Origin of the sequence: Streptosporangium subroseum (assembly GCF_900188345.1) — a bacterium.
Lineage (GTDB): Bacteria > Actinomycetota > Actinomycetes > Streptosporangiales > Streptosporangiaceae > Streptosporangium > Streptosporangium subroseum.
Genome location: NZ_FZOD01000028.1, coordinates 22,335 through 46,418 on the forward strand (window position 1 = coordinate 22,335; position 24,084 = coordinate 46,418).

General features: G+C 67.2%; 25 protein-coding genes and 1 pseudogene. 12 read left to right on the forward strand and 14 right to left on the reverse strand.

The features are described from left to right. The first annotated feature begins 11 nt into the window (after positions 1-11). The 3 genes from CHC08_RS25470 (at position 12) to CHC08_RS25480 (ending at position 2,747) form a co-directional block, all read left to right on the forward strand. Positions 12-485: a GNAT family N-acetyltransferase gene (locus tag CHC08_RS25470; protein WP_089209898.1), complete on the forward strand. Its 474-nt coding sequence runs from the start codon at positions 12-14 to the stop codon at positions 483-485. 354 nt (positions 486-839) lie between these two features. Then, positions 840-1,067, forward strand: a complete 228-nt coding sequence (locus CHC08_RS50805) for a nuclear transport factor 2 family protein (protein ID WP_218825466.1) — start codon at positions 840-842, stop codon at positions 1,065-1,067. Between the two features lie 453 nt (positions 1,068-1,520). Further along, positions 1,521-2,747, forward strand: coding sequence for an MFS transporter (locus CHC08_RS25480; RefSeq protein WP_218825467.1), 1,227 nt, complete (start codon positions 1,521-1,523; stop codon positions 2,745-2,747). Between the two features lie 140 nt (positions 2,748-2,887). Here the strand turns inward: CHC08_RS25480 and CHC08_RS25485 are convergent, their stop codons facing one another. The 6 genes and pseudogenes from CHC08_RS25485 to CHC08_RS25515 form a co-directional block, all read right to left on the reverse strand. Next, a complete protein-coding gene (locus CHC08_RS25485; RefSeq protein WP_089209900.1) occupies positions 2,888-3,517 on the reverse strand; it encodes a TetR/AcrR family transcriptional regulator in 630 nt (209 codons plus the stop codon). 680 nt (positions 3,518-4,197) lie between these two features. Next, the gene (locus CHC08_RS25490) at positions 4,198-6,144 is read right to left on the reverse strand and encodes an amidase (RefSeq protein ID WP_218825468.1); all 1,947 of its coding nucleotides are present in this window, start codon (positions 6,142-6,144) and stop codon (positions 4,198-4,200) included. A gap of 31 nt (positions 6,145-6,175) precedes the next feature. Next, positions 6,176-6,406 (reverse strand): annotated as a pseudogene (locus CHC08_RS25500) (effector-associated constant component EACC1); the annotation flags it as partial. Positions 6,407-6,691: 285 nt separating this feature from the next. Next, a complete protein-coding gene (locus CHC08_RS52500) occupies positions 6,692-6,877 on the reverse strand; it encodes an SDR family oxidoreductase (RefSeq protein ID WP_089209903.1) in 186 nt (61 codons plus the stop codon). After that, positions 6,870-7,136, reverse strand: coding sequence for an SDR family NAD(P)-dependent oxidoreductase (locus CHC08_RS52505; RefSeq protein WP_179282202.1), 267 nt, complete (start codon positions 7,134-7,136; stop codon positions 6,870-6,872). The genes CHC08_RS52500 and CHC08_RS52505 overlap by 8 nt, the downstream gene beginning before the upstream one ends. A gap of 100 nt (positions 7,137-7,236) precedes the next feature. After that, positions 7,237-7,887, reverse strand: coding sequence for a TetR/AcrR family transcriptional regulator (locus tag CHC08_RS25515; protein WP_089209905.1), 651 nt, complete (start codon positions 7,885-7,887; stop codon positions 7,237-7,239). A 275-nt stretch (positions 7,888-8,162) separates the two neighbouring features. On the opposite strand from CHC08_RS25515, the gene CHC08_RS25520 reads away from it, so the two are divergent. Then, a complete protein-coding gene (locus CHC08_RS25520; RefSeq protein WP_179282203.1) occupies positions 8,163-9,206 on the forward strand; it encodes a DUF4331 family protein in 1,044 nt (347 codons plus the stop codon). Positions 9,207-9,749: 543 nt separating this feature from the next. On the opposite strand, the gene CHC08_RS25525 is transcribed toward CHC08_RS25520, so the two are convergent. From CHC08_RS25525 to CHC08_RS25550, 6 genes are all read right to left on the reverse strand, one after another. Then, positions 9,750-10,145, reverse strand: a complete 396-nt coding sequence (locus CHC08_RS25525; RefSeq protein WP_089209907.1) for a RidA family protein — start codon at positions 10,143-10,145, stop codon at positions 9,750-9,752. A gap of 112 nt (positions 10,146-10,257) precedes the next feature. Continuing rightward, the gene (locus CHC08_RS25530; RefSeq protein ID WP_089209908.1) at positions 10,258-11,028 is read right to left on the reverse strand and encodes a DNA-3-methyladenine glycosylase family protein; all 771 of its coding nucleotides are present in this window, start codon (positions 11,026-11,028) and stop codon (positions 10,258-10,260) included. Further along, complete coding sequence (locus tag CHC08_RS25535) at positions 11,025-11,318, reverse strand: putative quinol monooxygenase (RefSeq protein WP_089209909.1); 294 nt, start codon at positions 11,316-11,318, stop codon at positions 11,025-11,027. Before CHC08_RS25535 ends, CHC08_RS25530 begins: the two co-directional genes overlap by 4 nt. Before the next feature lie 355 nt (positions 11,319-11,673). Next, entirely contained in the window at positions 11,674-12,423 is a 750-nt protein-coding gene (locus CHC08_RS25540) for a haloacid dehalogenase type II (RefSeq protein WP_089209910.1), read from the reverse strand. 159 nt (positions 12,424-12,582) lie between these two features. Then, the gene (locus tag CHC08_RS25545) at positions 12,583-13,224 is read right to left on the reverse strand and encodes a protoglobin domain-containing protein (RefSeq protein WP_089209911.1); all 642 of its coding nucleotides are present in this window, start codon (positions 13,222-13,224) and stop codon (positions 12,583-12,585) included. 396 nt (positions 13,225-13,620) lie between these two features. Beyond that, positions 13,621-14,262: a DUF7002 family protein gene (locus CHC08_RS25550; protein WP_218825469.1), complete on the reverse strand. Its 642-nt coding sequence runs from the start codon at positions 14,260-14,262 to the stop codon at positions 13,621-13,623. 526 nt (positions 14,263-14,788) lie between these two features. Here CHC08_RS25550 and CHC08_RS25555 point away from each other — a divergent pair. From CHC08_RS25555 to CHC08_RS25585, 7 genes are all read left to right on the forward strand, one after another. Next, a complete protein-coding gene (locus CHC08_RS25555) occupies positions 14,789-15,475 on the forward strand; it encodes a LacI family DNA-binding transcriptional regulator (RefSeq protein WP_089209912.1) in 687 nt (228 codons plus the stop codon). Between the two features lies 1 nt (position 15,476). Further along, the gene (locus CHC08_RS25560; protein ID WP_179282204.1) at positions 15,477-15,866 is read left to right on the forward strand and encodes an MFS transporter; all 390 of its coding nucleotides are present in this window, start codon (positions 15,477-15,479) and stop codon (positions 15,864-15,866) included. 1,024 nt (positions 15,867-16,890) lie between these two features. Beyond that, a complete protein-coding gene (locus CHC08_RS25565) occupies positions 16,891-17,394 on the forward strand; it encodes a Chromate resistance protein ChrB (protein ID WP_218825470.1) in 504 nt (167 codons plus the stop codon). Then, positions 17,391-17,822, forward strand: coding sequence for a chromate resistance protein ChrB domain-containing protein (locus tag CHC08_RS25570; RefSeq protein WP_089209913.1), 432 nt, complete (start codon positions 17,391-17,393; stop codon positions 17,820-17,822). The genes CHC08_RS25565 and CHC08_RS25570 overlap by 4 nt, the downstream gene beginning before the upstream one ends. Continuing rightward, positions 17,819-19,009 carry an MFS transporter gene (locus CHC08_RS25575; protein ID WP_089209914.1) on the forward strand — a complete coding sequence of 397 codons (1,191 nt, stop codon included), beginning with the start codon at positions 17,819-17,821 and terminating at the stop codon, positions 19,007-19,009. The genes CHC08_RS25570 and CHC08_RS25575 overlap by 4 nt, the downstream gene beginning before the upstream one ends. A 9-nt stretch (positions 19,010-19,018) precedes the next feature. After that, positions 19,019-20,374: a chromate efflux transporter gene (gene chrA / locus CHC08_RS25580; RefSeq protein WP_089209915.1), complete on the forward strand. Its 1,356-nt coding sequence runs from the start codon at positions 19,019-19,021 to the stop codon at positions 20,372-20,374. A gap of 115 nt (positions 20,375-20,489) precedes the next feature. Beyond that, on the forward strand, positions 20,490-21,305 hold the full coding sequence (locus tag CHC08_RS25585) for a sulfite exporter TauE/SafE family protein (protein ID WP_089209916.1): 816 nt from the start codon (positions 20,490-20,492) through the stop codon (positions 21,303-21,305). A 148-nt stretch (positions 21,306-21,453) separates the two neighbouring features. On the opposite strand, the gene CHC08_RS25590 is transcribed toward CHC08_RS25585, so the two are convergent. Continuing rightward, positions 21,454-21,687, reverse strand: coding sequence for a Tn3 family transposase (locus CHC08_RS25590; RefSeq protein WP_218825471.1), 234 nt, complete (start codon positions 21,685-21,687; stop codon positions 21,454-21,456). Then, positions 21,687-22,688: a ketopantoate reductase family protein gene (locus tag CHC08_RS25595; protein WP_089209917.1), complete on the reverse strand. Its 1,002-nt coding sequence runs from the start codon at positions 22,686-22,688 to the stop codon at positions 21,687-21,689. Before CHC08_RS25595 ends, CHC08_RS25590 begins: the two co-directional genes overlap by 1 nt. Positions 22,689-22,778: 90 nt before the next feature. Here CHC08_RS25595 and CHC08_RS25600 point away from each other — a divergent pair, with 90 nt between their 5' ends. After that, positions 22,779-23,405: a TetR/AcrR family transcriptional regulator gene (locus tag CHC08_RS25600; protein ID WP_089209918.1), complete on the forward strand. Its 627-nt coding sequence runs from the start codon at positions 22,779-22,781 to the stop codon at positions 23,403-23,405. The last annotated feature ends 679 nt before the right edge of the window (positions 23,406-24,084 follow it).

Genomic DNA, 24,084 nt, shown 5'->3' on the forward strand with positions numbered 1-24,084 from the left:
AAAGCGTAACAATGACGATCAATCTTGAGGCCGAGGCGGCCACCCGCGAAGAGAACAACGCGGCGCTCATCGCTGCTCTGGACCAGACAGGTCTCAGCGAAGTGGAATCCAGCTGGGAGCTCGATGTCATCAACGACACCGAGCACGGCCGATGGATCGCCGCCCTCGGCGCCGACGCGATCGCCGAGCTCACGTACCGGTTCGTGGGCGGCCGTGTTGTGCTGCTGACGACCTGGGTCGATCCCGCGTACCGCCACAATCGGGTGGCCACGGAGCTCGTGGCTCGCGTGCTGGAAGAGATCCGCGAGAGCGGGAAGAAGATCACCATCATCTGCCCGGTCGTGGGTAAGTTCATCGACCGCAACCCCGAGTACGCCGACCTCATCGACAAGGTCCATCCCGGATCCGGCGCCTACCCCAAGCACGAACCCGCGGAAGTCGGCCACGACGAGGAGCTCACCGCGTTCCAGCGCGACCTGGCGTAACCGTCCGGCGTTCAGACGCGGTTGCCTGTCACGGCATCCGAAGCGTGCGACATGTTCACCACAGCTTGGCCGGAAGGCTGGTGCCGACGGGTCATTCTTCTGATCGAGGGCGTGTTTCCTCGTCGGCTCACCATCCTTGGCTGCACCGCCTCTCGACGTCGTACCCCGCTGACCGGCGCGGGTTACGGCAGGAGGGCGTCGAGGCGCGAGCGAGATTGCGACGTCGGTAAGACGGTGCGACGGATCTGACATCAATCAGACGGGACAACCTTGCACGCCGGCACCGCGTACACGGCACCGAAACGACAACCCACCTGCAGGGAACGCCGAACCACACAGAGAAGGAGCAAGAAAATGAATGACACCAAGCAGTCCACCGAAGATCTGGCGATCCTCGAGCAGCTCAACCTTGACTACAACAATGCGGACCAGGCCAGCGATGCCAAGCGCTTCAGCGATTTCGTCGCTGACGATTTCATCGTGCAGACACCGGGTGTCACCCGCAACCGCGACGAGTACCTCGAATACATCGCCAAGCCGCGACCTTTCAAGGATCTCGCACTGCGCGAAGTCAAGATCTGAGTCCTCGGCGACGTTGCTCTGATCCACGGCCGCGCAACGTACACCCTGCTGGCCAATGACGCGGAGCAGGAAGCTCTGTACACCGACGTGTATCAGAAGCGTGAAGGCACCTGGGTCTGCGTCTCGGCCTGCGCGATCGCTCTCGGTGCCTAACCCGCGCCCGCGAGGCTGCTGGTCGCGAGATACCCCGGCCCTCGGGTAGGGCGCCACACCCAAGAGCAATCCCAGTGGGGACCTGGCCCACCGACACCTCCACGGCACGCGGCTACGTCGACGTGCGCAACAAGCTCATTACCCACCAGCCCACCGACATGCTCGCAGTTGTGCCTCAGGTCCTTTGACTGAACGTCGACGTGACCTCGGCCATCATGCCCGCGCACAGCTAACCGCTGCAGAACTCCGGGGTGGTTAAGAACAATAGGAAGGCACGACTTGATGCAAAACATGGCACCAGTGGTCAACACGACTCGCAGCGGCAGAACGCTCCGCCTGACGTTCGTTTCCGCGGTGGTCTCCCTGGTGGCCGTGTTTGCCGCAGTGGGCTCGACGATTCCTCTTTTCAACATTTACCGGGCCGAGGACGGGTTCACCAACGCCGACATCTCGCTGACCGTCGTCGCTTACTCCGCCGCTACTCTCAGCACACTGTTGGTGCTGGGACGGCTGTCCAATCATGTGGGCCGACGGCCCACTTCGGTCGCCAGCCTCGGCTTGCTCCTGCTGGGCTGTCTGGTGCTGCTGAACGTGCACGACGTCGGCACCCTGCTGGCCGGCCGGGTCCTGATGGGCCTCGGTGCCGGGCTGGCCAGCAGTAACGTCACTGCCTACATCGTTGACGCCGCGCCGGCCAGGCCGACCTGGCTGGCCTCCGTCGCCTCCAGCCAGACAGTCATGCTCGGTCTCGCCGTCGGTGCCATCGTCTCCGGTGCCTTGGTCCAGTTCGGCCCGTGGCCACGTGACCTCATCTACCTGGTTGTCGTCGGCATGCTCCTGCTGTCCGCCGCGCTCGTCGCCATCAGCCCGGAGACCGTGACTCCGACGCCGGGCGCTTGGCGATCACTGCGACCCAGCGTTCGCGTACCGGTCCGAGTCAGGCATCTGCTCCCCGTCGCGGCGGCGGTGTTCTTGGCCACCTGGGCGACCGGCGCCTTCTACCAGGCCTTTGTGCCCGCACTGGTCAAAGACCAACTTCACACCAACAGCTCGCTCGTCCTCGGACTGGTGTTCGCCGCTTACATGGGCCCCAGCGCTCTGGGCGCTCCCCTTGGCGGCCGGTTCTCACCGGCCGCAGCTCAACGCATCGGCATGATCGCCTTCCTGGCCGGATGGATCGGCCTGATCACAGCGATCACCACCGGTGCACTGCCGTTGTTCATCGCCGCAACCATCGTTGCGGGAGCCGCTCAGGGCATCGCCATCAGCGCCGCCACCCGTGGCCTGCTGCATGGCAGTGCCCTGGCCGACCGGGCACCAATCTTCGCCGTGGTCTATCTCCTCAGCTACAGCGGCGCGACCATTCCCAGCCTCATCTCCGCTCAACTCTCCAACGCCTTCTCGCTACCGCGCATCGCCCTCGGGTACGGCGGACTCGCCCTCATCGCCACCCTGTTCACCGTCCTCGCTGCACGCAACCCGCACACCGACACGACCGGGAACAACCAGCACGGTGAGCAATCATGACGAACCTCACCGTCATCCAAACCTCACTCGACCCTGAGCAGGATGCCGCCCGCGCCCGTCGATCGCCGCGCGGATCGACGCGAAGGTTCGACCCGGGCTAGGGTCACAGGCCGCTGCCTGTGGATTGGTCCGCGGTGAACTCAACCAGCGGACAGGCTCTCGATATGCGCAAGCGCCATGTCGATTGATGTTGCCATCGGCGTGACATCGCGCGCGGTCTGGGCCAGCATGTACCCGCCCTGGACGGCGCCCATGAGCCCGGTCGCGAGCTGGTCGATCGACGCCTCGGGAGCGAGCACACCACCGTCTTGAAGCCTGCGCAACACGCCTGCCAGGAGTCCTTGCCATTCGGTGAAAAGTTGAGACAGGGCCTGGCGTGCGAGATCGTCGTGATCGGAGACCTCGGTGGCCAGCCCGCCGAGCGCACAGCCGTATGCGCCATGCCGTAAAGCATTGTTCTGTACTAACGCATCCCGCCAGCGTCGCAGGCCTGGGATCGTCGAGACATGGCCGAGGGCATCGCGTTCACGCTCAATGACGCGTTCTCCTATGTGGTCGATGACGGCCCGCACGAGCGCGTCCTTGCCATCGAAGTGGTGGTACAACTGCGACTTGCTCACTCCACTCGCCGCGAGCACGTCGTCGAGCGTGGTAGCCCCGACTCCCTTGATGTACATCAGGTCGGCCGCTGCGGCGACGATCCTTGCCCGCGTCTTTGCACCGCGCGCCGTCAGGCGTCTGCCATTGTGCGAGTCAGCGGTCGTCGTCACAGGTCCATGTTACTAACAACTCCTAACAAGGTTGGAGGTTGACTGGTCGGCGCCAGCAGATGATGCCGCAGGCGAGGCTGATCGGCGCCGGAAAACGCCTCTCATGGCGCCTTTCCCTGAGCGGGTCGGGAGAAGACATCCCGCATCGAATAGGTGTTCGATTCAGTATGCGCCAGTGAATACCGGTAGAAGCCGCGCGACGCGCCCACGCCCATGTCCCCGCGGTGAGAACATCGCCCCTGACCTGCGTGCAAATACTGGTGGCGGGTTCCGGGCGGCATTGCGATACAGAATGTCGCCGGCGGTGAGGGCGCGAAGGTCGGTGAGGGTCGGCCGGCGGCCGTTTCGCTCCTGGCCTGCGGTCTGGCGGGCGTGGGAGGTCTTCGTCACCCCGAACGGTTTGCGGATCTCGCGCGTTGCCGTCGGTGCAGATGTCCGCATGGGCGTTCAGGGCCCGTGTGAGGTCGTCGGAGATGTCGAGAGCCCAAGCCCTCCCGGCTTGGTGGGTGAGGACGGCGAGCAACTGTCGTCACCCACCGCGAACGGGTGAAGTGACCACGTCCCGGCGGGCGGCACGGTGCCGCGGCGCCCGCCGGAACGCCCAGACGAGCGTGCCGTTGGAGGGCTTGCTCGCACATTCGCAGAGGACGACGGGCCTCACAGCAGGCGAGGCCCTCGGGTCAGGGCAGCGTCGGCAGGTACGTCGGCGGCTTGCGTACCTTGGCTGCCTGCTCGAACGCGTATCCGAGGGCGATCAGGGTCGATTCGGAGAAGCGTCCGCCGAAGAAAGTGACGCCGAGCGGCAGGACGTTCCTGGCATAACCGGCGGGGACGGTGATCGCTGGGTAGCCGGAGACGGCCGCGGCCGCGGATGAGGACACAAATCCGGTGAAGTCATCGCCCTTGACCAGATCGGTAACCCAGGCGCCGTTGTTGGTCGGGGCGAGCACCGCGTCGAGCCGGTTCGCGGACACCGCGGAGTCGATCGCCTGCCGGGCGAGTGTGGTCGCCTTCTTCCTGAGCGCGCGGTATTCGGGGTCGTTGAGGTCGCCGGTGGTCGCCTGCGCCTGCTCGAACAGCTCCTGACCGAAGTAGCGCAGCTCGGTCGAGGCGTGCCGCCGGTTGAACTCGATCAGCCCGGCCAGGTCGTGCGGGTGCCGTCCCGGAGTGGCGGCCAGGTAGGCGTTCAGGTCGTGCTTGAACTCGGTCAGCAGGGCCGTGAACTCGGGCTCGCCGACCTGGTCCATCCCCTCCAATTCGAGGTTGTCGACCACGGTCGCGCCTTTGGCCCGCAGCGTGGCGACGGCGGCGTCCAGGGTGGCCAGCACGTCCTGGTTGTCTCCCGCGACCGAGCGCCACACGCCGATGCGCTTGCCGGCCAGCGCGCCCGGCTTCAGTGCCTTGAGGTAGTCGCGGTTGCCGCCGGGCACGGTCGCGGGGTCGCGCCGGTCCACGCCCTGGATGGCCGAGAGCACGGCGGCGGCATCGGTGACGTTCCTGGTGATCGGGCCGGCGGTGTCCTGCTGCGCCGAGATCGGGACCACTCCGGAGCGGCTGACCAGGCCGATGGTGGGCTTGATGCCGACGACGCCGTTGACGCCGGCGGGGCAAACGATGGAGCCGTCGGTCTCGGTGCCGATGGTCACCGCAGCCAGGCTCGCGGCGGCGGCGACGGCCGAGCCGCTGCTCGAACCGCAGGGGTTGCGGTCCAGGACGTAGGGGTTGTTGGTCTGGCCGCCGACCGCGCTCCATCCGCTGGAGGAGGGGCCGGAGCGGAAGTTCGCCCATTCGGAGAGGTTGGCCTTGCCGAGGATTACCGCACCCGCGTCGCGCAGCCGCTGGACCAGGAACGCGTCGCGGGCGGGCCGGGAGCCGAGCAACGCCTCCGAGCCGGCGGTCGTACGGAGTTGCCCGGTGGTGTCGATGTTGTCCTTCAGCAGGACCGGGATGCCCTCCAGAGCGCTGCGCGCGCCGTGCCTCCTGCGCTGGTCGCTGCTCTCGGCCTCCTTCAGCGCCATGGGGTTGGTCTGGACGACCGCGTGCAGCATCGGGTCCACCGTGCGGATGCGGTCGAGGTAGAAGCGGGTGAGCGACACCGAGTCGAAGCGTCCCCGATCCATGGCGTGCTGCATGTCGAGGACGGTGGCGCGGTCGAGGTTGAGCTCACGCAGGAAGGTGTCGGAGGGGCGCGGTGCCCTGTCCTGAGCATGGGCCGGAACTGCCGTGGATAAGCTTGCGGTGAGTACCACGGCCGCCAGCCATCGTGGGGGGTGCATGATCTTCATGGGGGCGAGCGTAACGATGATCCTTTCTCTTGAAAATACTTTGCGCGGCGAGCGCTGGGAGCGCGGCGCCGTGCCGCAGGTCATGCAGCCGTATCGGGGGTGATCCGGAAGCAGCCACCAGTCGGCGGAACCCGCCGGTGAGATGGTCCGGCCGGAAGCGGTGCACCCTCCGCGGTGGTGAACACATACGTCGCCGGGCTGCCCGACGTCGGGGAGCACCGAAATGCGGTTGGCGGGCCAGCCGCACAGCGGGCCGGTGAGCACGGAGGTGAAACGGGCCAGGCTGTTGAGCGCGGCTCCCACCGGGGGCAGACGGGTGTAGGTGCCCACTCCGATCAGCACGGCTCGGGATCGAGAGAAGTCCCCCGGCGCTTCAGGCATTGAGGAAGGTGTCGACGATGGTCTGGATGTCGTCGGCGTTCTTGGCGCTGACCGTGATCTCTTTGCCCTCGGTCTTCAGGGTGAGCTCGATGTCGGAGCGGCGCGAGCGGATGAACTCCGGCAAGGTCTTGATCGCGACCGCCAGCATCCCGCCGCTGCCGGCCAGGAGCATCAGCACATCGGCTACGCCCTGCTCACCGGGCCCGGGTGTACCCGCCACCTGCTCGACCTGGACGTTGGGGACCCGCGGCTACAGATAATCTACGGACCATTGCGGTACCTGGAGATCTCCATGCGCAGCGTCATGACCAGGGAGCTTGTCGCCTTGTCCGGGCAAGCAGACTGGTGAGCCCATTCCCAGGCGCGCCGGGGGCTACGGCCAGTTCGGGGAACCGGTCGCCGGGGTGGAGCAGTGTCATGTCGAGGTTCCTGTCGTGTCAACCCAGCCGGATGTGGCTGCCGCTTTGAATGTGTCGACCTGCCTGGGGTCGGGCGCGAGGCCGTCGACTCATGTCGTGTCGATGGGGCCGGGGCTGACGACGTTGACCCGGATGCCCCTGACGTAGGTGGCTTTGCCGGAGCCGAGGTAGAGCACGGCCTCGGCGATCTCCTCGGGGGTGCCGGGGCGGTGCAGGGGCAGCACGGAGTTGACGGCGTCGCGGACGGCGTCGTTGCCTGTGACGCGCTCATACATGGCGGTCTGGGGTGAAGCCGGGGGCCACGACGTTGACCCGGATGCCGTACTGGGCGCCTTCGAGGGCGGCGGATTTGGTGATGCCGATGATGGCGTGCTTGCTGCCGACATAGAGGGTGGCGTCGGGAAAACCCATCAGGCCGTAGGTGGAGCTGACGTTGATGATGCTGCCGCCAGTGGCCCGCATGGCGCGGAACTCATGCTTGAGGCTGAGCAGGGTGCCCTTGACGTTGGTGTCGAAGACGGATGAGGCATCCACGCCTCTTTGGGATGGGCAACCCAAAAATTAGTGCACCAAAACTGGGACGTCAATCCCAATTTTGGTGCACCAGACACCCATGGATCCCGCCGGGCGCGGATCAGACCACGTCGGCCGCGTCAGCGGTGTCGGCCGCGAAGGACTCGACGTGCGTGACGGCCGCATCGAGCGCGTCGCGCAGCGGCTCGATCCGGCGCAGGGTCTGGGCCAGGAGCATCCCGCCCTGCAGGGCGCCGAGTAACGCGTATGCGAGCGCCTCGGGGTCGGCCTCGCGGCGCAGGTCACCGCGGTCGCGCATGGCCAGCAGACCCTTGCGAAACAGCTCCAGCCACCGCTCGAAGCCGGCGGCCAGGTCCGCGCGCGTCTCGGCGTCGGACTCCACGAGCTGGCCGGCCAGTGAGCCGAACTGGCAGCCGCCCTCGAGCCCGACCTGCTTCTGCCGTTCGGTCACCAGGTGAGCCCACAGCCGCAAGGACGCGAAGCTGTCGAGGTGGCCCAGTTCGGGCTGGGTGTGGTTGTCCAGCGTGGCCTGCGCCTGCCAGGCGATGACGTCCTTGACCAGGGCACGCTTGTCTTTGAAGTAGTGGGTCATCTGCGACCCGCTGACCTCGGCCGCCCTGCGGACGTCATCGATCTGGGTGCCGACGACGCCCCGCTTCAGGATCAGATCGGCGGCCACGCCGAGGATTCGCGCCCGGGTCGCCTGCCCCTTACTGGTCAGCCGTGGTGGCTGGTTCTTCACATCGGCCATGCCGTTACCATACTCAGCAATGGGACAGGCGTCCCAAACGCTAGCAGACTACCGCCGGCACCGCTTCGATGCTGGACCAAGCCGACGATCCTCGGTGAGGGGTCGCGCGGCGCTCCCCGCGTGACACTTCGACGAGCGTCGAAGTCATGGTGTTCTACCCTGGCTGTATGGGCAGGCGACCTGCTGGAGCCCGATCCATGTCGGCCCGGCCCTTTTCGACATCGAAGTCGACTGCGTCGCCGTCATGTGGCAGGCGCGCGGAGAGGAGCATTCCGATGTCGCACCACTTCGACACCACCCGCGCCCGTGCGGACGCACGGCTGAACGTCTGCGACATGTACCTGTTCCAGGGTGCTCGGGCAGACACCACGGCCATGGTCCTCACGACCAACCCCGACGCGGGCGTGTTCGCTCCCAGCACCCCGCATCCGGAAGCGATCTACGCGTTCCGGTTCGACGTGGACGGTGACGCCCAGGAAGACGTGGTCTTCGAAGTACGGCCCAGCGGCGAGGGCGACCGCTACCAGGTGCTCCGGGTCGAGGCCGGCCAAACCGGCAGCGGCGAGCTTCTCCTCGAAGGTCAGGTCGGTGAGCCGGCCTGTGCCCGTGGCGTGCAGGCCTTCGTTGGGGTGGCGGCCGAGCTGTGGGCGGCGGACGCATTCGGCTTCTTCACGCTGGTGAACGCGCTGCATCAACAGGACCGCTTCGCGACCGAGGCGTTCGAGAACCGCAACAACCTGTTCAAGAACCGCAACGTGCTGGCCACGGTGCTGGAAGTACCCAACTCCATGATCGGCGAGGGCGGGATGCATGCCTGGGCCACCGCCTCGCTGCATGGGCACGCGCCGCAGACCCAGGTCTACCGGTGGGGCCTGCCCCTGTTCACTCACCTGTTCCTGTCCGATCCCGCCACCGGCGAGCTGGCCGATCGCTTCCACGTGAGCGCCCCTGCCGACGACGTGGCCGACTTCGGTGCGGCGGTCGCGGCGTTCACCGCGAAGCTGGCCCGCCATGCTGGGGCCGTACCGGATCCGGACGCCTACGGTGAGCAGGTCGCCTACCGGCTCTGCCCCGCCATGCTGCCCTACGAGATCGGCACGCAGGCCAGGTTCGACCCGCACGTCTTCAACGGCCGGCCACTGGGCGTCGACGCCTTCGACGTCATGCTGACCGTGGGCGCCGGGCTGGCGATCGCCGATGGCGTGACTCCGGACACCGACCGGATCCGCGCGCGGTTCCCCTACTGCGGACGCCCCTACAGCAAGGCGCGACAGCAAGGGCTCGCCCCGGTACGCGAGCTCATCGGCCTGAGCTACTGACGGCCCGACGCGCCGATGCCTCAGGCACGGTCACTGACCGGATCGCCGACCGGACCAACCGGCGGCTTCTTTCCCTATACGCCTACACACCCATTATCGACTACGACGTGACCATCACCGGAAGGTCCTCTGATCACGTTGGCTGGAGGTGGTTCTGGCGCACATTCCGGATGCTGTTGGTGATCTTTGGTGGGCCGCGACCGGCTCAGGGCCGAACCGCACGGTATCTGGTTAGTCCCGGCCATCCGGATGGGGTTGTACTGCGGCGTTACCTGCTTGGTGAAGGCGGGGGAGAGACCGGAGGAGGGCGCGGCCGAACACATCGCCCGAATGGATCTGCCCACCGAAGAAGACCGGCGCACTCACGGTCATGATGCGGGACATGACGTACCTGCCTTCTCCTGGGGCTGGGTTCGATCGGTCGGGCGTGGGCCACGTGGGTGCCGGGGCATCCCCGCGTGCCACCCGGGCGCTGCGAGGGGACGCGGCTCGGGTGTCCATGCCGCGTGGATGAATCGCGGTGCGCGGTGTGATGCGGATGGGTCACACCGCGGCGACGCAGTCGATTTCGATGTCGAAGGGTCCCGGCCAGGCGGGAACGGCCACGAAGATCCGGGCGGGTGGATCGGTGGGGAAGTACCGCGCGTAGATCGCGTTGACCGCGGCGAACTTCTCGACCGAGGTGCAGTACACGGTGCACTTGAGCACGTTGTTCAGCGATGACCCGGCCGTCTCCAGGCAGAGTTTCATCTGCTCCAAGACAAGCTCGGTCTGATGTTCGACGGAGGCGCCCTGGACGACCTCTCCGGTGCCGGGGTCGAACGGGGGAAAGCCCGACACATAAAGGGTGTCGCCGCTTCGGGTGACGGCCGAGGTCGGCGCCTTCCATCGTTCCAGATAGGTCGACAAGGGCTCGACCCGGATGATTTCCCTTTTCATCACTGCTCTCCCTTTCACCCGATAGGGCCACTCGACGACGCGCTCGCCCGGGGAATCCGGGGAAGACGTGTGGTTATCGCGGTGTGCTGTGGTTCATCCAGATGGCGGCCCGTCACGCCTGCCCCGGATGGGACCGCGGCGACGGTGCCGCTGATGACGTGCGTGAACCGGTCGTCTTCCCCTCGCGGCCCAGGGCGCGGGCTTTGGGGTCGGAGGGTTCACCGGCGGGCCGCAGCGATCGCCACAGCAGCGCGGCCGCATAAGAGCGGTACGGCGCCCATCCGGTCGCCATGTCGCGCACCTGACCTATGGCGGGCAGTTCATCGAGTTTCCAGGCCTCGCGGACGGCGCGGCGGATGCCGCCGTCGCCGGCGGGCAGCACGTCGGGCCGGTGGAGTTGGTGGATGAGGAACGTCTGCGCCGACCACAGGCCGATGCCGTGCACCGCGGTGAGCGCGGCGATCACCTTATCGTCGTCGAGCGCGGCCATGTTCTCGATGTCGATCAGCCCGCTTTTCTGCCGCTGGGCCAGGTCCAGGAGGTAGGCCGCCTTGGCCCGGGACAGGCCGCACGCCCGCAACCGCTCGGCGCCCAACCCGATGACGCCGTCGGGAGAGGGTATGGTGCCGGTAGCCGCGGCGATCCGGTCGAAGACGACAAACGCCACGGTGGCGGAGATCTGCTGCCCGATGACGTGCAATGCCATTGCGGCGAAGTAACTCGACCCGGTGCGTCCGCCGTCGTGCCACTCGAAGGGATCGGGCCGGTCGTACTCCTCTAGCAGGCGCGCGAAGACCGGCTCACGCTCGGCGAGGTAGCGGTATTGGTGCTCGAACGCGCTGATGACTCCTCCTTCTGTGGCACCGGTCGGCGTCGTGGTCATTCCGCGACGTCGTAGGATTCCACGACGCGCTTGTCCAGCAGCGAGAAGATCTGGTCGACGACGATGTGCTGGAAGTGCGGTGCCGCCTGGTGCGCGGTGAATGCCTCGCGTGAGACGTATCGTTCCAGGATGACGACCTCGCGATCGTCGTCGAGTTGCCGGTGGGGCACGAAGGAGATGTTGCCCGGCTCGCTGTGGACGGCCTCGGTGATCTGCCTCAGCAGCAGGAGGACCTTGTCCTGGTTCCCGTCGGAGATCGTCAGGCGGGCGATCACTCGCAGTTCGGACATGGCTCTGCCTTCCTTTCTTCGGTCGGGATCTGATGAGAGAGGCGGCCGTTGACGGCCTGCGTCCCCCGTGACCGGTCAAGGTGGTGCGCGCGTGTGGTTGCGCTGCGGCTTTGGCGGCTTGTCTCTGCATGACCACGCTAGCGTCGTCATGCTTCGAGCCCGCTCGAAGCATCGTGTGCCGCATCGGCGCGGGCCGCGTATCGGCGCAGGTGCGCACCACAACATCGCCACGCACGGCCGATGCCGAGGTTGCCCGCCGCGCCGGAAAGTCTTTCCGGCGCGGCGGGCAACCCGATGGGAGCGGTTCAGGACCTCGAGATGACCCGTGCGACCTTCACCGGTGCCCTCGTGCGGCTCACGAGCGCCAGACCCGGATCAGTTGCCCGGCCAGGGCCGGCAGATCCGGCGCGATGAGGTTGGGCTGCGGCAGGGAGTGAACGGGCAGCGGAGCGTTGCCCGGCCGGGTGACCAGACCCGCGGTGTAGCCGGCGCTCTGCGCTCCGATGGTGTCCCAGACGTGCGCGGCGACCATGAAGCAGGTGGACGGCGGCACGTCCAGCTCCTGGGCCACCAGGTGATACACCAGTTGGGCGGGCTTGTAGGCGCGGACGGTCTCGATGGTGAACTGCCGCTCGAAGAAGTGCGCGAGACCGGCGTGCTCCAGCGGGCTCTGACCGCCGGGGTTGGACGGGGAGTTCGTCAGCGTCACCAGCCGGAAACCCGCGTCCTTCATCCGGCTCAGCCCCTCCTCCACGTCGGGATGGGCGGGCATGGTCAGCATCGCCTGCCTGATCTCCTCGATGTCGGCGTCGGTGACGTGCACCCCGTGGATGTCGCCGACCATCTTGAGCAGCCCCTGGCCCAGGGTGAAGTACCCCTCGTACAGGCCGGACAGGGTGATCGTCATGGAGTACATGATCAGATGACCCAGCCACTCGCGCATCACCCGCTTGTCGCCGAAGATCTTCTCGAAGAGCGGGTTCATCGATTCGAAGTCGATCAGTGTTTCGTTGACGTCGAACACGAGCACCGAGGGTTCCCCGCCGATCCACTCGGCGCCGTTCGACCTCTGCTGCGTTGTGGCTGTCGCCAGGTTGCGGTTCATGGTTTCACTTCCCCCTGTTGAGTGATCTTCAGGCGGTCAACCGCCCGTTCTCGGTTGTCTGATTGTCTGTTCGGCCGGATCGGCTGTCGCGCGATCGGCGGCCCCGGGCCTCGCCCGCGCCCCCGATGACAAGGCCGGCATGGGGCTCCGAGGTCTTCATCACCAGTCGGCGGCGTCCACGTAGGGCCGGGTCCAGACGGTGACGTGCAGCATCACGGACTTGGTGAAGGCGGCGTGCATGCGATTGACCTGCTCGGTCGAGGCGCCGCCGTCGGCCAGGTAGTCGCGGGCGGTGGCGATGACGACGGCGGTGAAGGCGAGCAGGTAGCGCATCGGGATGTGGTCGAGGGAGTCGGAGTGGTCGGTTTTGTTCTTCTTGTCGCGGGTGTGGCGCAGCCCGATCTCGTGCTGGTAGTTCAGCCAGTCCTGATCCAGCGGCCGGGTGCAGGCGTCGATGATGAAGCGGTCGAAGCGCGGCTTGGACGCGGCGCCGTACTCGGGGTTGGGCGTGCCGTCGGGGTAGCCGGAGTAGGCCCGCATGAACGGCAGCTCGCCCAGCCGCTTGCGGTAGGCGGTGACCATGTCGTCGGCCTGGTCGGCCAGCACGTGGGCGGCCTCGATCAGAGCCTGCTCGTCGTCGGGGGTGAGTCCCACCACGGCCTTGAGCCGCTCCAGGTCTTCCAGCGTCAACGGTGAGGCGGCGGCCTCATCGGTGCCGTAGGTGTAGCCCGGAATCTCCTCGGAATGCTCGGTGACCAGTTTCGGTGTCGGCGTGTGGTCACTCATGGTGCGCTCACTCATGGCAACGAGTCCCTTTTGGTCGGTATGGCGATGCAGATCGCACCTCGAAGGGTCACGACGCGGTCATAGCGATCTCGACGCCGCATTTTCGATCTCCACAAACGCGCACGCCTTGAGGCGCGACCGGAAACCCTGTAGCCCCCAGACCACGGGCTGGTCGCGATCCCTCCCCTTGAGGAGGCGCTCGGTCTTCGCAACGGCTGTCATACCCCGACGCTAACGGCCAAACGCTTTGATGACCGTCAAATAGAGACGGGCTTAATCTAGTCCTATGAGACAGCCGGAATCCGCCCCTCAGACGGGCGGGCGTCACCGGGATAGGGCACGTTCTGGCCGTAGAAGCCGGTGATCAGGGTGGACGCAGCGATGGGGGTCAGGAAGGGGAAGGGCCCATCATCACCTTTCTTCGAACTGCTTATCGGCTGCGAGCCGGGATGTGGCGATCACGTACCGCATCGCGTCAGGGATCGCACCGGTGATCGTCAGTTCCGCCGGAGGATGCGATCTGCTCCGCTCCCTGGTGCCGAGCGCGGCCGCCTCGCTTGCCCATCCCGACCGGACCCATTCCGCGTAGGGGACGAACGTCGCCGCTCCTCGGCGTGCGGGCCGCCTGCGGGCGTTCCCGCTGTTGATGGGGCTGACCGCCGCCCGATCGCCGTAGTCGGCCACCAGATGGGCCGCGTCCAGGGTGAGGACGACCTGGGGGCGCGACGCGTACGCCGCCCGGTGCAGGTTGAGCCGGGCCGGATTGAGCCAGAAGAACACCCGGGCGTTGATCAGAACGTACCAATCGGCCGGATCCAGGTCGACCAGGCAGGCACTCAGGGCGGCCGCCGGCATCGGTCGCTGGTCGCGGATCTCGACTCCGCCCGGCAGCACCGTGTGCCCCGGGCGCTGCGAGCGCTCCAGTTGTTGGCGGTCGGCCCCGCTCAGCCCGGCGCGGGTGATCAGCTCGGTCGCCGGGAGGAGGCCATGCTTTTCAATCGACGGCCAGTTCGCCGCCTCGGCCAGGTGGTACACATGCCGGGGCAGGTTCACGCGCGAGCCTCATCTCGGTTGCCGGATGTGGTGCTGAGCATGGTAGTCGAGGGGCCGGCGGACAACGCGATCGAGCCAGTCCACGACGAGGTCGGTCGTCTGCTCCCAGCCCGGCTCGTGAATCAGTGCGTAGTGGTCGGAGTGCGGGCGGACGACGGACAGCCGTCGCACTTGGCCCCGAACAGGACAGGATGGCTGCTCGCCATCACCGGTCCCGCGGCAATCGACGACTATGGGCGCCGGACCTCTCGCAGGGAATGAGACGGATTCGATCGGCGAGCGTCTCATTCGCCCACGATAAAAGCGGAATTCTTCGATGCTGGTCGAAGTGCCTGGTGGATGGTGGTCGCGCGCTCGCCTCGCCGGGAAGCGCTCGGTCTGAGGTGGCAACGCGCTGAAATCACACCTCATATGAGGGCCATCGTGCGGCCCACCGTTTGAAGGCTTGGGTGCCGCCCGTCTTGCCTTTGGCTCCACGCTCCGGCCCATGGAATAGAGAGCGCTCTCTCTTATACAGTCCCGAGGCATGTATTACCGCAAACCGACCATTGAGGACGTAGCACGCCAGGCCGGCGTGTCGCGGGCCACGGCTTCCCGGGCGATGAACAATACGCCCGGTGTCTCCGCGAGAACGCGGGCCCGGGTCACTCAGATGGCGGAAACGCTCGGATACCGGCCCGACCCAGCCGCGCGAGCGCTGGCCTCCGGTCGTCAGATGAGCATCGATCTCATAGTGATCAACTATGACCCTCATCTGGACTGGATCGGTGGACATCCCTACTTCGGCCGGGTCATCGCGGGGATGATGGCGGCGCTCGAAGGCACCGCCGTCCATCTGCAGATCCACGTGGCCCAGCTCGACACGGCGGCAGAACTCATCGACTCGGTGGCGCGGAAGACGACGGCCGGAGCGGTGCTCGTCAACGTCACCCCCGACCTGGCGGCGCGCTTTCGGCAACGGTGCCCGCAAGTGGTCTCGCTCAACACTCCGGCGCCGTTGGTGCCGCTGGTGGCGTCCGAAAACACCAAAGGCGCGTACACCGCCGTCGCTCATCTTCACGATATCGGCTGTCGCCGAATCGCGGCGATCCATGGGCCCTCGATCAACGCGTGCGCGACCAGCCGCCGGCACGGTCACCTTGATCTCATCCAGAACGCCGCGGTCCAGCTCATCACCCGACAGAGCACTGATCCGACCGCGGCCGTCTGCTGACATGTCCGTCCACGCCCTGTGGCGGCCGCCGTCCGGGCGACGAACATCGTGTTCGCCTGCTGCGGCTTCCTGCTGGCGAGCTGGGTGGCCCGCATCCCCCCAGCTACGCGACCATCTGAACCTCGACTCCACACAACTCGGATGGGTCCTGCTCGGAGCCGCCGCAGGCGCGTTGATCTCCCGGCCGTTGTCGGGGGCGATCGTGATCCGGCTCGGACAACGGCGCACGGTCGCCGCCACCGGAATGCTCGCGGCGATCGGGCTGGTAGTCGTTGGAGTCGGCGACTTCACCGAATGGATCGGCGACCATGCGTCGGTGCTCCGAGCCCTCCTGCTGGTCGTGGTCCTGCAGGGAGTGGCACTGCTCATCGCCGGAGCAACCAGAAAATGATCTTCCGCGACTCGGCTTTCTCCACATCACGTGAGATCTGCCGTGATCACATGGGGTTACCGCATCCTGGAGGGCATCCCCACACCTCCAACGGTGCCCTCAGCATCGTCGCTCTTGCCCAGGAAGCCGACGTCCCTCGCAACGCCCTGACCCAGCGGCATGGTCGGTCAATCGACCACTCGGCATGCTAGAGCGGCAAGATGCCCCTCCTGTTCAGCGCCGCTAATTTCAGGAGGGTTGGTGAGATGGGATATTGCGATGGCTGAGGACAAGGGGAAGCCGACTGGGGGAGGGCCTTCGGGGCGCTAATTCCGCGGGTGCTGGGGGAGCGCTACAGAGCGCCATCTTGCTTGTCCTCCGGCAGGTATAGCTGACGGCTGGGCAGGGGAGTGGAGGTGGTCTGGCGATGATGGAGCCTTCGGCGAGGATCCACGTGGCTGAGCCTGCATTGCCCACGATCTCCCAGTTCTTGCTGCAGAGTGAAAGGGCGCCATCAGGTTCCATTTGGGTGTGGTTGAACAAAGCTTGCTTATTAATCTACATTGTAAAGGCGTCGGGTCGGATTCAAGATCATTCCATAAAGAACTAAAGACTCAGCCCCCACAAACACGGCGGCGGGACCGCTCGCTATGCACGCTCTGTGCCGTCGCCGGACGCCATCGCCGAACTCACCAGCCTGCTCGCACCCGGCGACACACGCCGAGCTGATGTGACACATAACGTTACTGAGTCGGGCTTGGCCCGGCGTCCGGCGAGTTCTCTGTCGCATCGTTGGTGCATACGGCTAGCGAGGCTCCCCGCCGCGGCGGGAGTAGCCGACACCGAGACCGGCCGCCGGCGCACGCCGTAGGAACGCTTCCGCGTCAGTTGCAGCACCAAAGCGTTCACCGCCACTTTGGTCCTGCAACTGACGGCCGAGTGCAAGCTGAGCCTGGACCGCTTCGCGAGCTCGCCCAGGGCGTCATCTCTCCGGTTGCCTCTGAAGTGAAACCATGGTTACTGTAACTGTAGTTACGCTCAGGAGGTGCGGTATGCCGTGGAGGCGACGGTGACGGGTACGGCCGGGCAATGGGTGCTGCTGGCGTACCGCATTCCACGCCAGCCCTCGACGTTGCGGATCACAATCTGGCGCAAGCTGGACCGGCTCGGTGTGGCGCGGCTGGGCGACGGGCTGGTGGCCTTGCCCGCCGACGCCCGGACCCGGGAGCAGATCGACTGGATCGCTGAGGAGATCGGCGAGATGGGTGGCAGCTCCACCGTGTGGCTGGCCGCCGCCGGCAGCGCGGCGCAGGAGAAGGCCATCGCCGCCGAGATGCGCGCCGCGCGGGCGGCCGAGTACCGGGCGGTGCTCGAGCAGGCCGAGGCCGCGGAGCGGGCGCGGTCCGGCGAGCGCAGCCGCGCCCTGAAGCGGCTGCAGGCCGAGCTGCGCAGGATCGGCCGCCGCGATTACTTCCCGCCCGCCGAGCGTGAGGCCGCGCAGCGCGCGGTGCGGGCGCTGGCCGAAGCCAGCCCGGAGGTCGTGCGATGAGGTGGGCGACGCGGGCGGGTGTGCACATCGACCGGGCCGCGTGTGCCTGGCTGATCCGCCGCCACCTCGATTCCGAGCCGGAGTTCGTGTTCGTCGACGATCCCGCAGGGGCGCCCGCGGATGCGACGCCGTTCGACATGCGCGGGGCCGAGTTGTCGCATCACGGGGACGACTGCAGCTTCGAGACGATCCTGCGCCGCTACGAGCTCGACGACCCGGTGTTGTGGAAGCTCGCCGAGATCGTGCACGAGGCCGACATCGACGACGAGCGCTTCGACGCCCCGGAGGCGCGTGGCGTGGACGTGATCCTGCGCGGGCTGTCGATGATCTGCGACGACGAGCGGGTGCTGGAGATCACCGGGCCGATCTTCGACGGCCTGTATGAGTTCCACCGGCGCGCGTTGCTGCTGGGGCGGGAACCGGCATGAGCCCGGCCGGCCGCGTGGTCGGCCTGCTGCTGACCTCCCAGGCGCTGCGCGGTCTCGGGTACGGCATCGCGGCCGTCCAGCTTGGCGCGATCCTGCGGCTTGACGGCCTGACACCGGCTGAGGTCGGGCTGATGCTGGCGGCCATCCTGGTCGGCACGCTCGCCGCCAGCTTGGCACTGGCGCGGTGGGGCGACCGTGCCGGTCGCCGCCGGACCTACGCCGCCTTGTACGGGGCGTTGGTGTGCGCGGGGATCGTCATCGCGTTCGGCGCGCCCCCTTGGCTGCTGGCGGTGGTGGCCATGACCGGCGCGCTGTCGGTGGAGGTGATGGAGTCCGGGCCGTTCACCACGCTGGAACAGGTCATGCTGGCCAGCACCGGGCGTCCGCAGCGCGAGCTGGTGCGGGGGTTTGGCCTGTACAACGCGGTCGCCGCCGTGGCCGGGACGGTGGGTGCGTTGCTTGGTGCGTTGCCGGCGGATCGGCGGCTGCTCGGTGGGGTCCTGGCCGTTGTGGGGGCGGCCGGGGTGGTGCTGGCTGCCCGGTTGCCCGCGAGCGTCGAAGCGCCCGCCGCGCAACCGGGGCTGCCGCGCAGCCGGATGCTGGCCCGTTCGCGCGGACCGGTGGCGCGGCTGGCCGCGCTGTTCGCCGTCGACAGCCTCGCCGGGGGTTTCGTGGTGCAGGCCTACCTCGGCTACTGGCTCAGCCTGCGCTACGGCGCCACCACGCAGACCATCGGCATCACCTTCGCCGTGCTCGGAGTGTTGCAGACCGCGTCCCTGCTGGCCGCCCCTCTGGTGGCGGCGAGGGTAGGGCTGCTGCGCACGATGGTGTTCACCCACATCCCGTCCAACCTGCTGCTGGCAGCCGTCCCGTTCGCGCCCGGCTTGGGCGGGGCGATCGCGCTGCTGATGGCGCGGGCCTGCCTGTCGCAGATGGACGTGCCCACCCGGCAGGCCTACGTGATGGCTCTGGTTCCCGCCGATGAGCGGACCGCGGCCGCGGCCGTCACCAACACCGCCCGCTACCTCACCCGACCCGCTGGGCCCGCCCTGGCCGGACTGATGCTGCCTTTCGGGCTGGCGCTCCCGTTCGTCATCGCGGGCGCCGTCAAGACCGCCTACGACCTGACCCTGTGGCGGATCTTCCGATCCGTCCGCCTGCCCGCCGACCAGCACTCCTCCCGATAGAGGCCCGTCATGACGACTGAAGTCACCCGCGATGTAATTCCGTTCCGGCAGGCAGTACGGGCCTGGTTCGGTATCTCGCTGCAGACCTTCGGCGGCCCGGCCGGGCAGATCGCCGTCATGCAGCGCACCCTGGTGGAGGAGAAACGCTGGATCGGCCAGCAGCGTTTCAACCACGCGCTCAATTACTGCATGCTGCTGCCGGGACCGGAGGCACAGCAACTGGCCATCTATGTCGGCTGGCTGCTCAACGGCACTCGCGGCGGCCTGGTGGCCGGCACGCTGTTCGTGCTGCCCGGCATGCTCGCGCTGCTCGCCCTGTCGGCGGTGTACGTGCTGTGGCAAGACACCGGCGTGGTGACCGCCCTGTTCGCCGGGATCGCCCCAGCGGTCCTGGCAATCGTCGCCCAAGCCGTCATTCGGGTCGCCAAGCGCTCGCTGACCCACCCGCTGTTCGTCGCCGTCGCGGTGGCCGCATTCGGCGCGCTGACGCTGTTCAGGGCGCCGTTCCCGATCGTGATCGCCGTCGCCGCCCTCATCGGCTGGACGGTGCACAAGCTGGCCCCGCAGGTCCTCACGAAAGGCAACGGGCACGGCGGCGACGGCGGCCCGGCCCCGCTGATCCCCGACGACGCCCTGCACCACGCCCAGCCCAGCTGGCGCTCGGCAGGCAAGATCCTCGCCGTGGGGCTGCTCGCCTGGTGGCTGCCGGTGGGCGCGGTGGCGCTCTTCCTCGGCACCGACAGCGTGTTCACCACCCAGGGATTGTTCTTCTCCGGCACCGCACTGGTCACCTTCGGCGGCGCGTACGCGGTCCTGGCGTTCGTCGCCCAGCGGGCCGTGGAGGTCTACGGCTGGCTGAGCCCGGCAGAGATGGTGCGCGGACTGGCCCTGGCCGAGACCACGCCGGGCCCGCTCATCATGGTGGTGCAGTTCGTCGCCTTCCTCGGCGCCTACCGCGACCCCGGAGTCCTGGCCCCGTGGGCTGGCGCACTGCTGGGGGCGTTGCTGACCACCTGGGTGACGTTCGTGCCGTGCTTCCTGTTCATCTTCCTCGGCGCCCCCTACGTGGAGCGGCTGCGGCACAACGCGGCCATCAGCGCGGCGCTGACCGGCATCACCGCCTCCGTGGTGGGTGTCATCGCCAACCTGGCGCTCTACTTCGCCGAGCACACCCTGTTCGGGCGCACCTTCACCTGGGTGTGGGGCCCGTTCAACATCCAGCTTCCTGACCTGGGCACGCTCAGCGCCGTCGCTGCGGCGATCACCGTGGCCGCGCTCGTGATGACATTCGTCCTGAAGTGGCCGATGCTACGCATCCTCGGCATCTGCGCCCTGCTCGGCATCGGCACGATCCTGCTGCCGTAAGGCTGGCCCCCGCTGCTGGGAACCGTCGCGGGAGTGCGAGATGGTAGAGATCGGCCGCGCCCACCCAAGGGCCACGGGCAGGGCGAGGGTGGCAGGGCATGGAGGGTGGCAGGGCATGAGCACCGACGAAGCCGCCATGCCCGCCCGCGCGGTGCGCTCGCTGCCACTGGCGTTTGCCGCCGGCGCGGCGGTGGGCGTGCTGGGCGGGATGATCGGCCTGGGCGGTGCCGAGTTCCGGCTGCCGCTACTGATCAGCCTGTTCGGATTCACCGCCCTGGCCGCGGTCATCGTCAACAAGGCGATGAGTCTGATCGTGGTGCTCACCGCGCTGCCCGCCCGACTGGCCGCCGTCCCCCTCGCCGAGCTGGCCACACACTGGACCGTCGCGGTCAACCTGCTGGCCGGCAGCCTGATCGGCGCCTGGGCGGGCGCCTCCTGGGCGGTGAGGATGCGCCCCACCACGCTGTACAAGGTGCTGGCGGCCCTGATGGTAGGCATGGCCGCGGCGCTGGTCCTCACCCACACCGCCACCCTGTCCACCCTGACCCTGCCCGGCCCGGCACAGACGATCGCCGGGGCCGCGGCCGGATTCGGCATCGGCGTGGTGGCCGCCATCATGGGCGTGGCCGGCGGCGAGCTGCTGATCCCCACGATCGTGCTGCTGTACGCCGTCGACATCAAGACCGCTGGCAGCTTGTCCCTAGTCGTCTCCCTGCCTACCATGCTGGTCGCCTTCGCCCGCTACAGTCGCGACGGCAGCTTCGCTGTCCTGGGCGCCAACCTCCGCTTCGTCGCCGTCATGGCCGCCGGCTCCATCACCGGCGCTCTGCTCGGCGGACTGCTGCTCGGCGTCATCCCGGACCTGGTCCTCATCCCCATCCTGGCCATCGTCTTGCTGATCTCAGCCATCAAGATGGCCCGCCACACCTGACGTCGGCGCCACCTACTTGCCTAACGTGGCTTAACGACCTTCAAGTGGCTGACCAGCCAGTTCGCTTGACAACCTCAGATAACGAAGGGCAACTCCGCCCGTGTCGGCTCGCTAACGCCACTGACCGTTCCGTTGTCGATCTACGCCCCTACACCGACGGGACAAGGACGACGAACCGCATGCCGTCCACGGAGGCGACCAGGCCGCCGCCCCATGCCTGCGCGAGCGGAATCGACGCCTGGTAGTCGATCAGGGTGGCGTTCGCGGCCCGGTACGTCGCGAGCCGCAGATAGGTCTGGTCGACGTGCGACAGACGGCTGTACTTCAGCGCGTCCCCGGAGCCGATGACCGGGGTGTAGCCGACGTTGCACCCGTGCGCCATCAGCGGCTCGGCGATATCCCCGACATCCCCGCTCTCCCCGACGGCGGCGTCACCTCGCGGGCGAAGCTCGGTTCCGCCGCCTCCAGTCGCGGTACCGCGACCCCCAACCGGCGTGCTTCCGCCAGGGTGTCTCGGCAGATCTCACGCGGCTCCTCGGCCTCGGGGTCGGAGTGCGCCTCAAAATTCACGCGCGCCGGCGCGAAATGAGTGAGCAGCCAGGCGAGCGCGGGGGCCGTCAGCCAGGTGGGCGCACGGAACGGTAGCACACCGCCCCGGTGACGTCGCAGGTCAACGCCGCGCGCCTTGAGGAGCGGCAGCAGCTCACGGCCAGCCAGCAGCCCCTCGCGCAGGTCGCCCGTTGCCCCGGCCAGCTTGGACAAGGAACCCAGCCGCAGGCCCTGCGAGAACAGGCCGGCATCCGACACGAAATGGACCCACAGCCAGCCGCGGAAGTCAGGTTGTTCCTTAAGCCGGAGCCCGGCCTCGCGAAACGCCTGGCGCACGGCCCGCTCACGTTCGGTCGGCGGCTGGCCGAAGGTGCCGAAGATGACCGACGGCAGCAGCGCCCCACGGAGCACGCCGTCCGCGCCGAAACCTCCACCGGCCTGGGGAAAGCCCCAGGCGATCTGGTCGACAGGGAGTGCGCCGATCGCGGTCAGCGGCTCGGTCCAGATGTTGCCGAAGACCAGCACCGTGGCCTGGCCGACACGTGGGGACAGGAAGGCCGTCGCCTCCGCGAGGCGGTGGTGCGGCACGCTCAGCACGATCAGGTCGAAGTCGTGGTCTGGCTCCAGCGCCTCGCGGTAGCGCACCGGCCATTTCTGGACGACGCGCTGCCCCCACACCCGGCGCCGCATATCGAACAGGTCGAGGTCCACTGCGTCTCCGTACGTCGCCGTGCGGCCCGGCCGGACGTAGAACTCGACGTCATGTCCCGCCTGGTGCAGGGCCCAGCCGTACATGGTGGCGATCACGCCTCGGCCGAACATCAGGATCTTCACGCTGCACCTCGTGGGGTACGATCGATTTGGAGACCATCTCCACTTCCCAAAATATGGAGGTCATCTCCATTTGTCAACGCGAGGTAGTGCATGACCGCCGACAAGCCGCTGCGCGCCGACGCCCGGCGCAACCGCGAGGCCTTGCTCGCCAAGGCCCGGGAGGTCTTCGACGCCGGAGGCTTCTTCGACCTGCGCTTCGATGATTTCGCCCGCCTGGCCGGTGTGGGCACCGGAACGCTGTACCGCCACTTCCCCACACGGGAGGCGCTGGCCGAGGCGGTCTATCACGAGGAGGTCGCCACGCTGTGTGACCGCGCCCGCCAGTTGCAGGCCACGCTGCCCGCGGAGGAGGCCTTGGCGACCTTCCTGCGTGGCATGGTCGGCTACATGGATGCCCACCAGGGCCTCGCCCGGACGCTGGCCACGCTCATGGCCACCGGCTCGGGTGCGCTCGCCGAGGGTAGTCGGGCGCTGGAGCAGGCTGTCACCGACCTGGTGGCCGCCGCCGTGAAGGACGGCGCCGTCCGCGACGACGTGGGTGCCGGTGCCGTCATGATGGCACTGCATGGCATCGGTGCGGCCCATGACCGCCCCGGTTGGCGGGCCGAGGCCGACGGTGTCATCACCCTCGTGCTGGACGGGCTGCGCCGGTCGCACTCAGTCAACGGTCAGCGCGAGCACGAGCACGAGCAGGAGAATGTCGGTGAGTTGAAGTGAGAATGCCTTTCTGACCGGGGAAAATGGGACTTGTCTAGGGTTCCGTTTTCACTGTCGGGAAGGCATCCCGTAGATGCAATTCAAGCACGCTCCCCAGGCGGTGTCGGTAGCGTTCGATAGCGAGCGTGAGCGGTGTTTGCCCAGGTCGGCTTGCCTGAGAAGGGCTCTTCATCAACTCGGCCGGGAATGCCCGGTCACGTACAGCTACATGGCGGCTTGGGCCATCTTCGGGAGGAGGACGCCGTGACCAACTGCTCCTACGTTGTCTGCTGCGCCGCTCGATCGCGAGTGCCGGCCGGTTGGGGGAGAGCTTTCACGGTGCTGATTCCTGCGGGTGCTGGAGGAGTGCGCCAGGCCGTCAGCTCGCTTGTCCTACAGCGGGCACGGCTGATAACTGGGGCAGGGGAGTGGAAGGTGATCCGGCGAGGATACCTGTGGCCGAGTTGGCGTCGCCTGCGATCCGCAGGCTCTTGGTTCGGAGCAGAAAAGCGCCATCGGGTTTCCTGTGGTGTGGTTGAACAAAGTCCCCTTATTAATCTACATTGTAAAGGCGCTGGATTGATTTCAAGATCATTAACAACAAAAAGGCCTAAAGACCTCTAGAAACAACAGAGCTATCGCTGTAGATCTTCGGCGTGTAGGGAGATGCGCGCCATGAGCTGATTCAGGTCGGGGTCGA

What these genes read in the sequence shown, in the direction of transcription:
- CHC08_RS25590 (WP_218825471.1), bottom strand. Translation starts at nt 21,687, where the DNA reads ATGGCGCACGGGTGCAACGTCGGCTACACCCCGGTCATCGGCTCCGGG.
- CHC08_RS25525 (WP_089209907.1), bottom strand. Translation starts at nt 10,145, where the DNA reads ATGAAAAGGGAAATCATCCGGGTCGAGCCCTTGTCGACCTATCTGGAA.
- CHC08_RS25570 (WP_089209913.1), top strand. Translation starts at nt 17,391, where the DNA reads ATGAGGTGGGCGACGCGGGCGGGTGTGCACATCGACCGGGCCGCGTGT.
- CHC08_RS25555 (WP_089209912.1), top strand. Translation starts at nt 14,789, where the DNA reads ATGTATTACCGCAAACCGACCATTGAGGACGTAGCACGCCAGGCCGGC.
- chrA (WP_089209915.1), top strand. Translation starts at nt 19,019, where the DNA reads ATGACGACTGAAGTCACCCGCGATGTAATTCCGTTCCGGCAGGCAGTA.
- CHC08_RS25540 (WP_089209910.1), bottom strand. Translation starts at nt 12,423, where the DNA reads ATGAACCGCAACCTGGCGACAGCCACAACGCAGCAGAGGTCGAACGGC.
- CHC08_RS25585 (WP_089209916.1), top strand. Translation starts at nt 20,490, where the DNA reads ATGAGCACCGACGAAGCCGCCATGCCCGCCCGCGCGGTGCGCTCGCTG.
- CHC08_RS25560 (WP_179282204.1), top strand. Translation starts at nt 15,477, where the DNA reads ATGTCCGTCCACGCCCTGTGGCGGCCGCCGTCCGGGCGACGAACATCG.
- CHC08_RS25545 (WP_089209911.1), bottom strand. Translation starts at nt 13,224, where the DNA reads ATGAGTGAGCGCACCATGAGTGACCACACGCCGACACCGAAACTGGTC.
- CHC08_RS50805 (WP_218825466.1), top strand. Translation starts at nt 840, where the DNA reads ATGAATGACACCAAGCAGTCCACCGAAGATCTGGCGATCCTCGAGCAG.
- CHC08_RS25535 (WP_089209909.1), bottom strand. Translation starts at nt 11,318, where the DNA reads ATGTCCGAACTGCGAGTGATCGCCCGCCTGACGATCTCCGACGGGAAC.
- CHC08_RS25600 (WP_089209918.1), top strand. Translation starts at nt 22,779, where the DNA reads ATGACCGCCGACAAGCCGCTGCGCGCCGACGCCCGGCGCAACCGCGAG.
- CHC08_RS25575 (WP_089209914.1), top strand. Translation starts at nt 17,819, where the DNA reads ATGAGCCCGGCCGGCCGCGTGGTCGGCCTGCTGCTGACCTCCCAGGCG.
- CHC08_RS52500 (WP_089209903.1), bottom strand. Translation starts at nt 6,877, where the DNA reads ATGTATGAGCGCGTCACAGGCAACGACGCCGTCCGCGACGCCGTCAAC.
- CHC08_RS25515 (WP_089209905.1), bottom strand. Translation starts at nt 7,887, where the DNA reads ATGGCCGATGTGAAGAACCAGCCACCACGGCTGACCAGTAAGGGGCAG.
- CHC08_RS25530 (WP_089209908.1), bottom strand. Translation starts at nt 11,028, where the DNA reads ATGACCACGACGCCGACCGGTGCCACAGAAGGAGGAGTCATCAGCGCG.
- CHC08_RS25520 (WP_179282203.1), top strand. Translation starts at nt 8,163, where the DNA reads ATGTCGCACCACTTCGACACCACCCGCGCCCGTGCGGACGCACGGCTG.
- CHC08_RS25470 (WP_089209898.1), top strand. Translation starts at nt 12, where the DNA reads ATGACGATCAATCTTGAGGCCGAGGCGGCCACCCGCGAAGAGAACAAC.